The following is a 14,085-nucleotide window of genomic DNA, read 5'->3' on the forward strand; positions in this document are numbered from 1 at the left end:
TGCTCTTTTAATAACAATAGCGGATGTACTGCTGCATGTGGCTCCGGCCCATGCAGCTGCACATCGCAGCTTTAACCCAATAACATGAAACAGATGATCAACATATTCAACCCGCTTGGCAGCCCCCGCTGCTACTGGCTGGTGTTTACGCTGTTAGTGTTGCAGTTCGTGGCCATTAAAAGCTCAGCCCAGAACCGGTCCAACAAAGGAAAGGAATTCTGGGTTGGCTACGGACTTCACCAGTTTATGGAACCCGGGCAGAACAACAGCCAGGAAATGGTGCTGTACCTCAGTGCCGAACAGGCAGCCACCGTCACCGTATCTTATGGCCCCACTTATTCTAAAACCTATAACATCCCTGCAGGCGCCGTTATCGCCACTGACCTGATTCAGAAAAGCGGTACCAACGATGTACGTTTGTATTCACCCCCGCCATTGTTTGGTGGTACTGGTGGAGAAGGCGTTTTCGCACAAAAAGCCATTCACATCGTCAGCAATGTGCCCATTGTAGCATACGCACATATCTACGGCAGTACTTCTTCCGGCGCCACTATGCTCATGCCCGTGGAAACCTGGGGCTACTCCTATATTTCCTGTAATAGCATGCAGAACTATGGTACCAACTGCTTCTCCTACATGTTTGTAATCGCTAAGGAAAATAATACCGTTGTTGAAATTACCCCTTCGGTACTTACAAGAAACGACCGCCCCGCAGGTGTACCGTTTACCGTTACACTGAATAAAGGTGAAATCTACCAGGTAGTAGGCCGTATTACCAGCGGAAGTATAGGAAATGAATTAACCGGTACTACTGTAAAAACAGTGGCCAATTCCAGCGGGGAATGTTATCCCGTAGCGGTATTCTCCGGCAGCAGCCGCACCGCTATCAGCTGTACGCTGAATGGAAGTGGCAGTGGTGATAACATCATCCAGCAGATCTTCGGCTACGAAACCTGGGGCAAACGCTATCTCACCGCTCCTAATTCTCCCGATAATAATGCCGCAGGCAAAATGACTAACCTGTACCGGGTAGTGGTAAAAGACCCCACTACCGTGGTGAAAAGAAATGGTGTGGCCTTAACAGGACTGCAACGTAATTCCTTTTACGAATACACCAGCAATACAGGCGATTATATAGAATCTGATAAACCGGTGTTGGTGGCGCAATACATGAGTTCTTCCGGTGCCTGCGGAAACAGTGGCCTTGGTGATCCGGAAATGGTGTACATCAGTCCCATTGAACAGGCTATCAAATACGTAGGCTTCTACCGCAATACCATGGAAAGTATTTCCGTGAACTACCTCACGCTCATCATTCCGACGGGTGGTATACCATCTCTGCGGATCGACGGGAGCAATACCTTTGATCACGTTTACGCCCATCCGAATATGCCAGGCTATTCCATCGTGATAAAACGTTGGGGCCGTACGGTAGGCCAGTCCATCGCCTCCAGCGATTCCGCCTTTGTAGGTACCGTATATGGCCTGGGTAGTGCGGAAAGCTACGCCTATAACGCGGGTACACTGGTAAACAACCTGAACGCCATTGGCGAAATACATAACGAATACGATATAAACAAACCATCGAATGATTTTACCTGTACAAATACGCCCGTAGAATTATCCATCCTCATGGCTTATGAGCCAACTAAAATGGTGTGGAAACTCAGCAACCTGGCCGGCGTAATGACGCCTGCCGCTGATATTACCGTTACCAGCCCCGTTTCCAAAGGCATGGTGATGGTAAAAGGTATTCCGTACTATAAATATTCGCTCCCGGGTACTTATCAGTTCAATGCCAAAGGGGATTATGATATCATCGTGATGACTACCCATCCTAAAATCGAGAACTGTAACAATACCGAACAGGTAGGTTACACCATCACGGTGAAGGATATGCCGCTAAAGAAGCTCACCGTTGATTATACAGGTTGTACCAAAGATTCTGTTTTTTTCCGGGGAGATACCACTGCAGCAGATGCGAAAAAATACCGTTGGTACTGGGATTTCCCGGCCAACGAAAAAGACAGTGGCCAAACGGTGCGTAAACTCATTGCACCAGGTGCTACTGTCGTGAAGCTCACCGCTATCACTGCCGATGGCTGCCTGGCTGATACTACCTTCAGCGTACAGTCGTTCCCGGTACCTACCGCTGCATTTACCAGCGATATCGCCTCACTCTGTGCCGGCGGGCAGGTGACCTTTACCGATCAGTCCACCTTTGGCGGTCCTGCGCCCATAGGAGAGTGGTATTATGATTATGGGGCTAATATTGTTAAGAGAGACAGTAGCGGCACTCCGCAAACAGCCGCGTTTCCTCAGTATGGTGCTGTTACAGTAAAACACGTGGTAAAAGTTTCAGAGAAATGTGTGAGTGATACCGTTACATTACCTGTCAACGTGTACGCGAATCCGTTAGCAGCCTTCACCTCACCACAGGATTGTATTGCAGCGGATGGTATCGTACAGTTCACCGGCGCGCCTACCGTGGCAGACAATAGCCCTGTTACCACGCATACCTGGGATTTTGGAGATGCAGGCGCTACACCGGCAAATCCTAATACGGCCACTATACAGTCGCCCACGCATACTTACAACACAGGAGGTACCTACACCATCAAATATTCCGTTACTACCGATAAAGGCTGTACGAAAGATTCTGTGCTCACCGCTGTTTTTAAATTCAAGCCTAGGCTGAGTTTTGCAGCATTGCCTGCCGTTTGTGAAAACACCCTCACCGGTGTGAAGGTAGATAAAGGCGCCGTGCTGAACGGTGTTGCCGGACAAGGCTTCTACCGCGGCCCCGGGGTGGACAGCGCCGGCAACCTGCTGCCCAATGTTGCCTCCGCAGGCCAGCGCACGGTATGGTATATATTCAATACCGCTGATGGCTGCTCCGACAGCATCTCCACCGTACTCACCGTAAACCCTAAGCCTGCCGCTGCTTTTGCTGCTACGGACGTATGCCTGGGTGAACCGGTGACTATTACGCCGCAAGCCAATCCGGATGTGGTTACCTACGCTTGGGACTTTGGAGATAACACGCAAACCACCGCTAACAATGCTAACGTATTTGCCTATACGTACCCGACGGACAGCACCTGGAAAGTTTCCCTGGCTACGCTGAGTCAGTACGGCTGTGTAAGCGATACCGTTATGCAAAATGTAATCGTACATCCGTTACCGTTAGCAGGTTTCACCGTGCCGGCAAAAGTATGTATGCCGGAAGGGATAGCCGCCTTCACCAATACCACCACCCTCAAAGGTACCCAAAGCCTCAGCTATAGCTGGAACTTCGGGGAAGCTGGTGGCACCTCGTCCGACAAGGACCCTGTTTATCACTACCAAAATGCCGCCCCGGTTACGGTGAGCCTTACCGCTACCTCCGCCGCAGGCTGCGCCAATACGGCCGTTCAGCCGTTCAATAATTTCTTTGATCAACCGGTGGCCTCGTACCGTGTAACACCTGACACGCTGTGCCAGGGCATGGAGAATGAATTCACGGATGAGAGCACTGATGCTACCAGCACCATCACCAAATGGGCCTGGCAGTTTGGCGACGGCTCCACATCATCGGATCGCAACCCGCAGAAGAAATTCACCGAACCGGGTGAATACGGTGTGCAGCTGACCGTAGAAAACGCCGCCGGCTGTACCTCCGCGGCCTTTAACAGTACCGTGATGGTTTACCTGCAACCTGTGATCGACGCCGGTCCGTCCTTCGTGGTGCCGCAAGGCACGCTGGTACAGTTCCGGCCTGTGGCCAATGACTCCGTGAACCTGCAGTTCAGATGGACACCGGAAGGCGACTTCCCGAATACCACCGTGTTTGCACCACAACTCACCGCCATGAAAGACGGAGAGTATACCCTCACCGCCATCGGTAAACACAACTGTATGGCCAGCGATAAGCTGACGGTAAAAGTGCTGAAACCAGTGATCCCGCCAACGGCATTTTCACCCAATGGTGATGGTATCAATGATACCTGGTTCATCAAAAACCTGGAGGACTACCCCGGTGCTACCGTAGAAGTATTTAACCGCTACGGCGCAAAAGTATTTCACAGTGCAGGGTATGGTACCCCATGGGATGGCTCGGCCAAAGGAGGCGTGCTGCCGGTAGGTACTTACTACTACGTGATTAAACTGAAGAATGGATTCCAGCCACTGACAGGCTATGTAGCGATTTTGAAATAACACTAACACTATAAATACTGCGCAATGAGAAAGAATTTTGTTGCATTGTTCCTGACGCTGTTGACCATCCTCGCTGCCCCGCGGCTGATGGCACAAACAGACCCGCACTTTTCGCAATACTACGTGTATCCGTCGTGGTTAAACCCGGCGCTTACCGGAGCCTTTGATGGCGACTACCGCGTGGCGGCTGTATACCGCTCCCAGTGGGGTAATATCAGTCCCTTCAAAACATATGGCATTGCTGCGGAAGTGCCTACCGCAAAAAATATAAACTTCGGTGCCAGTGTGCTGAACCAGGCTGCCGGCGATGCTGGTTATAACTACACCACCGGCTACCTCAGCGCGGCTTATACCGGCGTAAAGCTGGATGCCAGCCACTATCACAACCTTACCTTCGGTTTGCAGATAGGGTTTATGCAGCGCCGCTTCGATCCTGCCAGGTTCACTTTTGGTGAGCAATGGAATCCGGTTACCGGTTATAATCCATCCAATCCGCATACCGACGGGTTTACCCGTACCTCTGCCGGCAGCTTTGATGCAGGCGCAGGCGCCCTTTATTTCGATGGCACCCCCGGCAAAAAATACAACATCTACGGCGGTTTTTCAGTGATGCACCTCACCAGGCCTACCGACCAGTTCAGCGCCACCGGCGATGCGCGTATACCCATGCGCGTTACCGCACATGCCGGCGTAAAACTCAATATAGATGATCGTTTTTCCCTAACGCCGAACGTGCTGTACCTGAAACAGGGGACTGCTTCTGAAAAAATGATCGGCGCATACGGACAATACAACGTAGCGCTGGATGCAGATGTGATGCTGGGACTCAACTACCGCTTTGAAGATGCGTTTACCACCCACGCCGGTTTCCTCTATAAAAACATGATGATGGGCATCAGCTACGATATCACCACCTCCGACCTGTCGAAAATGTACCGGGGTAGCAACAGCTTTGAAATCTCCATCACTTTCATCGGCAGAAAAAAGGTGAAAACACCTGGTGTGGACTTCGTTTGTCCAAGATTGTAATCACAAAAACACCATCATGAAGAAATTAATATTTACCACTGCCGCCACGCTGTTAATGGCCATGGCTGCCCAGGCGCAACTGGCCTATAACTACCTGCGCGCGGCAGATGATTACTATAAGAAGAATGATTATAACTCCGCAGCTACCTACTACGAAAAATACCTGGTAGCCAAAGGGAAATCCGTAAGACAGGAATCCTATAAGCCATATGTGGCTACTTCCGTATCAGCTGATCATAAGGCCAAGCCCACTGTCAGTAACGAACAGGAGGCTACCTACAAACTGGCAGAAAGTTACCGGCTGCTGCATGATTACGAAAAGGCTGCACCGTATTACGCCAGCGTAATGGAAAGTAACCAGGCAGCGTATCCGCTGGCGGCATATTACTATGCTGTGTCCTTACGCGCACTTGGTAAATACGAGCTGGCAGGACAAGTGTTCCGTCAGTTTGCTGCCGCTTATACCGCGCAGGATGAGTACACGACCGCAACCGAACGTGAAATCGCGAACCTCGGTTTTATCACGAAGGAGCTGTCAAAAAAAGATTTACATCTCTATAAAATAACAAAGGCACCAACGGGCTTAAACGCCACTGGCGCCAGTTACGCACCACTGTGGCTGGGCCCCAACACATTGGTGTTTACGTCCACCCGACCGGATAATGCCAGCGATGATCACGGTTTTATCAATCGACTTTACACAGCGGATTATGAAGCCGGCAACGCAGCCAATATTCACCTCCTTGGGCTGGAACAGCCGGCAGGCGTACATCAGGGCAGTGGTAGCGTATCCCCCGACGGGCAGGCGCTCTACTTCACCCGCTGGAATATTGAGCATGGCAAAAAGATCGCAAGCATATGGCTCTCCCGCAAAAGCGGCGACAGCTGGACCGCTCCGGTAGCATTACCGGAAGTAGTAAACCTCGCAGGCGCCAATACCCAACAACCGTTTGTAACGGCAGATGGTAAGTACCTGCTGTTCGCAAGCGACCGCACCGGCGGCAGCGGGGGATTTGACCTTTGGGCTGCCAGCCTGGATGGTAGCGGGTTGCCGACCACTGTCAGCAACCTTGGGGAAGTAATCAATACCGCCGGCAACGAGCAGGCGCCCTTCTATCATGCCACCACCGGTACCCTCGTATTTTCCGCCGATGGCCGCACCGGCATGGGGGGATATGATTTCTTTAGTAGTCGCGGTACGGTAGGCAACTGGAAAACACCCGTAAACATGGGTGCTCCCGTGAATTCCGTGAAAGATGATATCTACTTCGGTAGTCGCAGTAACAACCGCAATCTCCTCGATGATGTGCTGCTGGGCTCCGACAGGGACGCCTCCTGCTGCCTGGAATTATTTTTCCTGCATAAGGACCGCGCACCGCGGCAGCTCAGTGGTACTGTTGTTTCCTGCGAAGGTGGTACACCGGTAGCCGGTGCTACAGTGGTGGTGAAAGACCCTGCCAGCAACACGGTGGTGGCAACGCTCACTACTGGTAGCGATGGTACTTATGCTTATAGTATTCCGGAGTATACCAGTTTACAGGTAGATGCTAACGCCGCCGGCTATACGAACGGATCGGGGCAGGTAAATGCACCCGAAGACCTGGATGCAGAATCACTGGCCACACCGGCCATCTGTATCACTCCGGTGGTGACGCCGCCGGCGCCGGTCACTCTAACAGACGTGTACTATGATTTTGACCAGGCCACCCTTAAATCCGAATCATTTACATCTCTTGACAAACTGGTAAGTATGTTAAACGAGCACCCGACTATGGAGATAGAACTGGGGGCACATACGGATAGTAAAGGGTCGGAGAAACATAACAGGAAGCTGTCGGAAGCCCGCGCTAAAAGCGTGGTGGACTACCTGATCAGCAAAGGTATTGATAAAGCGCGCCTGAGCTGGAAAGGCTTTGGAGCTTCCCTGCCGGTAGCGCCAAACACCCTGCCTGATGGCAGCGATAATCCGGAAGGCCGCGCCCTCAACAGGAGAACGACCTTCTCGATCCTCAAGCAATAACCGTTTACCTAAAAATTTAGTGACATGAAAAGAATTGTGTTTACAGGCTTGCTGATATTAGGGCTGCATGTTGGTTACGGGCAACAGTTGCCACATTATACCCAGTATGTTATGAACCCGTTCATCATCAATCCGGCGGTAGCCGGCATTGAAAACTACTGGGACCTGCGGCTGAGCCACCGGCACCAGTGGACGGGCATCAACGGCGCACCGGTGACCACCTACCTTACCCTCCATGGGCCACTGCAAAAATCCGACTATGCAGAGGCCTCACCTACCGGCTTTAACCCGGAAGGGGATAACCCGAGAGGGAAGGGGTATTGGCAGGACTACACCACACCACCGCCGCATGCGGGTATGGGTCTTACGATCTTAAATGATAAGGCTGGCCCGATAAACCGCTTTTCAATCACAGGGGCATATGCGCACCATGTGAATTTATCGCCCCGCACCAGTCTCAGCGCTGGTATAGGTTTAGGTATGCAACAGGTTTCGCTGGATACGCGCAAAGTGGAATTCTATGATCCCAACGATCCCACCATGGGCTCCGGCGGGATCCTGAACCGCTGGCGTCCGGATGTGAGTCTGGGCTTGTGGCTGTATTCGGCCGATTTCTTCATCGGCGCTTCCGCGCAAAATATAGTTCCGCAGAAATTAGGTTTCGATAACGGCAAACTGGTGGGCGATTCAGTTTACCAGGGTAAACTGATACCCCACCTTTTTTTCACCACCGGCTACCGTTTATGGCTAAACGACGATCTGAATGTAATGCCCAGCGTGATGATGAAGATGATCACGGCGGCGCCCATCAGCTTTGATGTGAATGCCCGGTTTATGTACCGCGACCGCTTCTGGTTCGGAGCATCCTATCGTATTAATGATGGGGTGGCCGGGATGTTCGGTGTCAACATCAGTTCGCTGGTCAATATTGGTTATTCCTATGACTACGCCGCCTCTTCGCTGAATGTAGTGAGCAAGGGATCGCATGAAATTATGATTGGCATATTACTGGGGAACCGCTATGGTGATACCTGTCCGCGAAACGTATGGTAAAATAAAATTCAATCAGCCAAATAATCACTAACAACTAAACACAAAAAACAAAACACAATTATGAAAAAGTTAAGAAGCTTTGTGCCCTATGCACTGATCCTGTCCGCAGTAGTAATGTTCATGGTATCCTGTAGCAAGGATGGTGAGCCGGGACCAGCCGGGGCACAAGGCCCGGCTGGTACGAATGGAACACAGGGGCCTGCTGGTCCTAAAGGCGACACTGGTGCCAAAGGAGATACCGGCGTAGCCAATGTGATTTATTCTGCATGGCTGGATGTGCCATTTGCAGCAGATACCGTGCAGTATCCGGGTGGTGTAATTGATACCGTTGGCTGGTATGGCCAGATAGCAGTAGCTAAACTTACTGCTGATATGATCGGTAAGTCAGATGTAAAAGTATACATCAATATGAATACACCTGCCAGCCCGCAGGTACTGGCATTACCATTCTACGGTAGTTTCTCTTTATTCAATTTGCTGGTGCCAGGCGGTATTATCCTGCAGTCAAATGTGCGTATTGGTACTGTGTCCGTAAATGGCACCAAATACCAGCAATACCGTTATATCCTTATTCCTGGTGGTGTGGCAGCTCGCAGCGTGATTGACTGGAATAACTACGAGGCGGTAAAGGCTTATCTCAATCTTGTGGACTAAACAACAAATAACATCTTAGAAACGGCAGTCCCTCTTTCCAGAGGGACCCATCATTTCCCTCAAGGTAAAATCTATTCATTCATCGTATGATAATATGTGTATGCAGAAGTATAACCATCTTTCGGATCAGGAGTTAGTCCGATTGTATCTAGCAGGCGACAACCCAGCCTTTACAGCATTGGTGCACAGACATAAGGATCGGATTTTTACAACCATAGTATTGCTGGTGAGAGACAAAGCCCTGGCAGAGGATTTTTTCCAGGAGGTTTTTATAAAGATCATCAATGCCCTGAAATCGGGACAGTATACGGATAATAACCGTTTTTGTCCGTGGGTGGTGCGTATCGCCCATAATTTTTGTATCAGTCATTTCCGCAAAGCGGAAACGCGGCATAATGTGATGACCAGCTTCAATGATGCCATTGGCGACAGCATGCATTACATGGACTTTAGTCCGGAGCAGCGGTTGATTACCGGTGAGCGCTACCGCGAAATAGAGGATATGCTGGACCGCCTGCCGGCGGCACAGCGGGAAGCCCTGATCCTGCGGTATTACGCCGGGCTGAATTACCGGGAGATGGCGCAGACAGTAGGGATCAGTATTAATACCGCGTTGGGGCGTGTGCGTTATGCACTGATGAATTTAAGGCGGCAGATGGCCGCATCGGAAACAGCGATGTGCTAAAGAGAACAAGTATCTGAAGCAACAATATCTTAGTATATTCGTTACCGGAATGGTTGCCATTCCGGTATTTTTTTAAGATACTGTTCAGATAATGCTATGACCTGGAAAGGTATATTCCACACGATCCTGCTAATGGGGGTATTGCAGGGAGTCATATTGACGATACTCCTGTTTGTTGCTGCCCGCAAGCGCCCCGCCAATCGCTACCTGGCGTGGACAATGGCTATTTTTACACTGGCCTGCTTTAACCTGCTGATCAATGAACTGCCCATATTCGATATTGCGGTGATCATCAATGTACTCTGCGCCATAGTGCCGGGCGTGCTGGTGATGCCGGTGGGGCCTTTGCTGTACTTTTATGTAGTGGCCTCCCTGCAACCTGGTTTCCGGCTTACAAAGCGGCGGCGCTGGCATTTTGCTCCTGTAATCATAGATGTAGGCGGACAGCTGGCAGCCATTATATTTTTCAGTGGCGTATTGCTGGGCCTCCTGCCTAACCGCCCCGAACCCTGGGGGATTTTTATAGATACCTACAACCAATACGCAGATATTCCGCGCTGGATGTCCGTAACCATTTACCTGGGGATCGCTTACCGCTACCTGCGGCAGTATAGAAACACAGGCCCATACAGCCAGTGGCTGCGCACCTTTTTACTGATCTTCCTGGGCTTTCAGACGATCTGGTTTATTTACCTGGTGCCTTATGTAATACCATCTCTCTCCAACCAACTGCTGGACCTTGTAGGCTGGGCACCTGTATATATACCGCTGGTAGCCCTCATTTACACACTGGGCATTAAAGGATTATTGGCCCCACCTAAACCGGAAGAAGTGCGTGCAGCCGTGAAGGTGGTTCCTCCAGCCAATTCAGATACTGTAGTGGCGCAACTTCAAAAAGCTATGGAAGAAGAGAAGCTCTACCTGCAGCCGGAACTTAATCTTTCCTTGTTATCGAAACATACCGGCATAGCAGCCAAAACCATCTCCCTGGTATTAAACCAGCATGCCAACAAAAGCTTTAATGAGTTTGTGAATGGTTACCGCATTGCGGACTTCCAACAGAAAGTACAACAACCCGGATTTGAGCATATGACCCTGATGGGGGTGGCCTTCGAATCCGGCTTTAATTCACAGGCTACTTTTCAGCGGGCATTTAAACAACAAACCGGCAGCAGCCCCACCGAATATTTGCGTCAGATTGCGGCAACAGGCCACGGTAAAGGAAATAAGGAGTGATCAAATCCGGATTTGAGTAGGTGCACGTCCGCATAATCATTTATTTACACTTAAAAAAAGTATGCGATTTTTTAGCCTGGCCCTGTTAGGAACCCTTTGCAGTTTGTTGGCTTTTAGTCAGTCCACCTACCGGATCATTTCCGGGAAAATCCTCGACGCACAGCATGGAACGCCGTTGCCCTATGCCTCGGTGCAGGTGCAGCAGGGGAGTAGTCGCACCGCGGCCAATGCCCATGGCGACTTCCTGTTAAAGGTGGCCGGTCCTGATTCTCTGGTGATCACCTCCATGGGCTATCGCCGTAAGGTCATACCCATTCCACCGGATGACCGGCACCTCGATATCTACCTGGAAACCGCCACACTGGAACTGGCGACAGTGACCATTAGCAGCCCGAACGGGCAGGCGCTGATGGAAAAGGCCGTGGCCCGGATAACAGCGAATTACGATACGGCAAGGTTACGCCTCAGCGCTTTTTACCGGGAAGACATCCGCTTGCAGGAGGATACACTCAACTACAGTGAATCCGTACTCGATATCTTTAAGGTATTCCAGCAAACGGGTCAGCAGGACCAGATCAGGCTCGTAAAAGGCCGTAAACATCAAACGCGGCCAAGAGATGATCCCAGGTTTTACAACTGGATCAGTAATATCACCAATACGGCTTATAGTTCCCTGGCAGAAGATGTGCAGAAAGGACTGGATGCCCCGCGGTCTTTTATCAACCCCGATAATTTCTATCTCTACAAATTCGTTTACCGCGAGGCTATAATGGAAGGGGACAGGCGCCTGCTCATCATTGACTACCTACCCCGGAAGCCCCATAAAAAGGCCCTTACCAAAGGAACCGTTTACCTGGAAGATTCCTCCCTCGCCATTGTGAAAGTGGTATGGTCCCTCACACCGGAAGGAGCCAACTGGATCAATAAACACGGGATGGGCGGTGTGGCGTATACGGTGATGTCGCGACTGATGAAGGCCAGCCTGCAATTCCAGGATGCCATTACCTCCATACAGTACAAGCCCTACAAAGGCAAATGGTACCTCGATCAGGTACACCGCCACTGGGAGCTGACGGTGAATAGTCGCAGCCGCAACGTGCATGATGTGCCGTGGCGGGGTGATTTCCTATTACAGGTAACAGGTATTTCCACCGATAGTGTAAAGCCATTTGAGGCCGGCATCGCCAGTAAATCTGCCGCCGTGGGGCAGTTGATACCACAACGGTATGATACCGCTTTCTGGGAAAATTTCAATATCCTCCTGCCTGATATCCCCGATTCAGTGATGCGCACCACGGTAAAAAAGATAGTGGACACGGTGCCGCCTGTACGATTATCCAACCGGGAAAACGGGTTTACCCGCAGAGATACCCTCCGGGGGCTGCTTACCCCGCTTCGTACCTGCTATGACGTTACCTTTTACAACCTGGATGTAATAGTATCTCCCGAAAAAAAATATATCCGTGGCCGTAATGATATACAGTTTAAGGTGATAACGCCCTTTAACAGGTTTCAGGTAGACTTATATGCGAATATGAAGATTGACAGTGTACTGTACCACGGTAAGCCGGTGCCTTACACACGGGAATACGATGCGGTGTTTATCACGCTGCCGGATACACTAACCAGCGGTATTGCTGCTGTTACAATCGTGTACCAGGGGCAGCCGCAGGAAGGGGACGCCCGACTCGCCATGTATGGCGGTATCCTCTATGATAAAGACCCTGCCGGCAATCCCTGGACGCAGATGGTTTGCCAGGGATCAGGGGCGAGCCTCTGGTGGCCTAATAAGGACCATCAGTCGGACGAGCCCGACAGTATGCGTATAGCCGTAACCGTACCCGCCGGCTATATGGAGGTATCCAACGGACAACTGCTGGGCAGCACTACTATTGGTGATAGTGCTACCCGCTATGAATGGCGGGTGTCCTATCCGATAAATAATTACAATGTATCCTTCTGCATTGGTAAGTACAGCCACTTTACGGATAAATACCTCAGCAGTAGCGGCGATACACTGCTGCTGGATTATTATGTACTGCCGGCACACCTGGACCGCGCCCGGAAGCTATTTCCGGAGGTAAAGCAGATGCTGGCGACTTTTGAAAGAGACTTTGGTCCTTATCCCTTTCCCAGGGATGGGTTTAAACTGGTGGAAAGCCCTTACCCAATGGAACATCAGAGCAGCGTATGTTTCGGTAAAATTCTCAGCGATACCAGCCTGCTGATGCTGCCGTCGATTATCTGGCATGAGTCCGCCCATGAATGGTGGGGAAACGCCATTACTTCCAAAGATATCGCTGATATGTGGATACACGAAGGCTTTGCCACCTATGCCGAAGTACTGATGACGGAAGCGCTGTTTGGAAAAGAGGTAGCCAGCGCAATGGTGGCGGAGAGCCGGGGAGAAGTGCGGAACAGAGAATCCATCATTGGCGTATACAACGTGAATCATATCCACTATGAAATAGCAGATATGTATGCTAAAGCGAGCCTGGTATTGCATACCCTCCGGCAGTTGCTTCCCGCCGACAGCACCTGGTTTGCCTTGCTTCGCGCTATTCAGCAGGAATATCGTTATAAGACGGTTAGTTCCGATTCCCTGGAGGCATTTATATCTCACCAGACAAAAAAGAATTTAAAGCCATTTTTTGATCAGTATCTGCGGCATACAGCTATACCTCGATTAGAATATGCACTGAAGCCTACCAGCGGTGGATTGCAGGTGAGGTACCGTTGGGTAGCCGATGTAGCAGGTTTTGATATGCCGGTAAAATACCTGGTGAATGAAGCGCCTGCGGGGTGGCTGTATCCGGGCTCCAATTGGAAGGAGACTACGTTGAAAAATGTGCAGGCTGCAGATTTTGCAGTGGATGAGCAGAATTTTTACATAACGGTAAATAAAAATTGAGGATGCATCAATTAAAATTTTGATGCATCCTCATTTGGGGTCATAAACAGGTTCCGGATAACGCTCCATAGTTATGATTACCTGGTGATGGTGCGTTTAATTCCCGCAGTGTAAAAATGCTTTGCCTCACTTTGAACCCCTGCGGGTAATATTTTGTTTTGTTTCCCGGGATTGATACTGATGGATAAAAGTCCGGATGTAAAGGTATATCAGGCGTGGATTACAGCGAATGTACAGATTGTGCATGTTGCTATACAATTCCCGTAGTGTAGTGTTTCTAATTTCGTTTTAATGTCCCTT

Annotated in this window: 8 protein-coding genes; all 8 read left to right on the plus strand. The window is 50.5% G+C overall.

The annotated features are described in order from the left end of the window. The first annotated feature begins 84 nt into the window (after nt 1–84). The 8 genes from KW844_RS09265 (at nt 85) to KW844_RS09300 (ending at nt 13,785) form a co-directional block, all read left to right on the plus strand. Nucleotides 85–4,197 (plus strand): PKD domain-containing protein, encoded by a 4,113-nt coding sequence (locus KW844_RS09265; RefSeq protein ID WP_255578320.1) that lies wholly within the window; start codon nt 85–87, stop codon nt 4,195–4,197. A 24-nt stretch (nt 4,198–4,221) separates the two neighbouring features. Then, on the plus strand, nt 4,222–5,226 hold the full coding sequence (locus tag KW844_RS09270; RefSeq protein WP_218376446.1) for a PorP/SprF family type IX secretion system membrane protein: 1,005 nt from the start codon (nt 4,222–4,224) through the stop codon (nt 5,224–5,226). Between the two features lie 16 nt (nt 5,227–5,242). Then, nucleotides 5,243–7,246: an OmpA family protein gene (locus KW844_RS09275; protein WP_255578321.1), complete on the plus strand. Its 2,004-nt coding sequence runs from the start codon at nt 5,243–5,245 to the stop codon at nt 7,244–7,246. A gap of 24 nt (nt 7,247–7,270) precedes the next feature. Next, a complete protein-coding gene (locus tag KW844_RS09280; protein WP_218376447.1) occupies nt 7,271–8,299 on the plus strand; it encodes a type IX secretion system membrane protein PorP/SprF in 1,029 nt (342 codons plus the stop codon). Nucleotides 8,300–8,359: 60 nt separating this feature from the next. Then, a complete protein-coding gene (locus KW844_RS09285) occupies nt 8,360–8,953 on the plus strand; it encodes a collagen-like protein (RefSeq protein WP_218376448.1) in 594 nt (197 codons plus the stop codon). Between the two features lie 100 nt (nt 8,954–9,053). Next, nucleotides 9,054–9,638 carry an RNA polymerase sigma factor gene (locus KW844_RS09290; RefSeq protein ID WP_218376449.1) on the plus strand — a complete coding sequence of 195 codons (585 nt, stop codon included), beginning with the start codon at nt 9,054–9,056 and terminating at the stop codon, nt 9,636–9,638. A 96-nt stretch (nt 9,639–9,734) separates the two neighbouring features. Next, complete coding sequence (locus KW844_RS09295; protein ID WP_218376450.1) at nt 9,735–10,874, plus strand: AraC family transcriptional regulator; 1,140 nt, start codon at nt 9,735–9,737, stop codon at nt 10,872–10,874. Nucleotides 10,875–10,935: 61 nt separating this feature from the next. Next, a complete protein-coding gene (locus tag KW844_RS09300) occupies nt 10,936–13,785 on the plus strand; it encodes a M1 family aminopeptidase (RefSeq protein WP_218376451.1) in 2,850 nt (949 codons plus the stop codon). Nucleotides 13,786–14,085: the final 300 nt, after the last annotated feature.

It is taken from the genome of Chitinophaga sp. sic0106 (assembly GCF_019219075.1).
In the GTDB taxonomy this organism is placed as follows: Bacteria; Bacteroidota; Bacteroidia; order Chitinophagales; family Chitinophagaceae; genus Chitinophaga.

What these genes read in the sequence shown, in the direction of transcription:
- KW844_RS09265 (WP_255578320.1), top strand. Translation starts at nt 85, where the DNA reads ATGAAACAGATGATCAACATATTCAACCCGCTTGGCAGCCCCCGCTGC.
- KW844_RS09270 (WP_218376446.1), top strand. Translation starts at nt 4,222, where the DNA reads ATGAGAAAGAATTTTGTTGCATTGTTCCTGACGCTGTTGACCATCCTC.
- KW844_RS09275 (WP_255578321.1), top strand. Translation starts at nt 5,243, where the DNA reads ATGAAGAAATTAATATTTACCACTGCCGCCACGCTGTTAATGGCCATG.
- KW844_RS09280 (WP_218376447.1), top strand. Translation starts at nt 7,271, where the DNA reads ATGAAAAGAATTGTGTTTACAGGCTTGCTGATATTAGGGCTGCATGTT.
- KW844_RS09285 (WP_218376448.1), top strand. Translation starts at nt 8,360, where the DNA reads ATGAAAAAGTTAAGAAGCTTTGTGCCCTATGCACTGATCCTGTCCGCA.
- KW844_RS09290 (WP_218376449.1), top strand. Translation starts at nt 9,054, where the DNA reads ATGCAGAAGTATAACCATCTTTCGGATCAGGAGTTAGTCCGATTGTAT.
- KW844_RS09295 (WP_218376450.1), top strand. Translation starts at nt 9,735, where the DNA reads ATGACCTGGAAAGGTATATTCCACACGATCCTGCTAATGGGGGTATTG.
- KW844_RS09300 (WP_218376451.1), top strand. Translation starts at nt 10,936, where the DNA reads ATGCGATTTTTTAGCCTGGCCCTGTTAGGAACCCTTTGCAGTTTGTTG.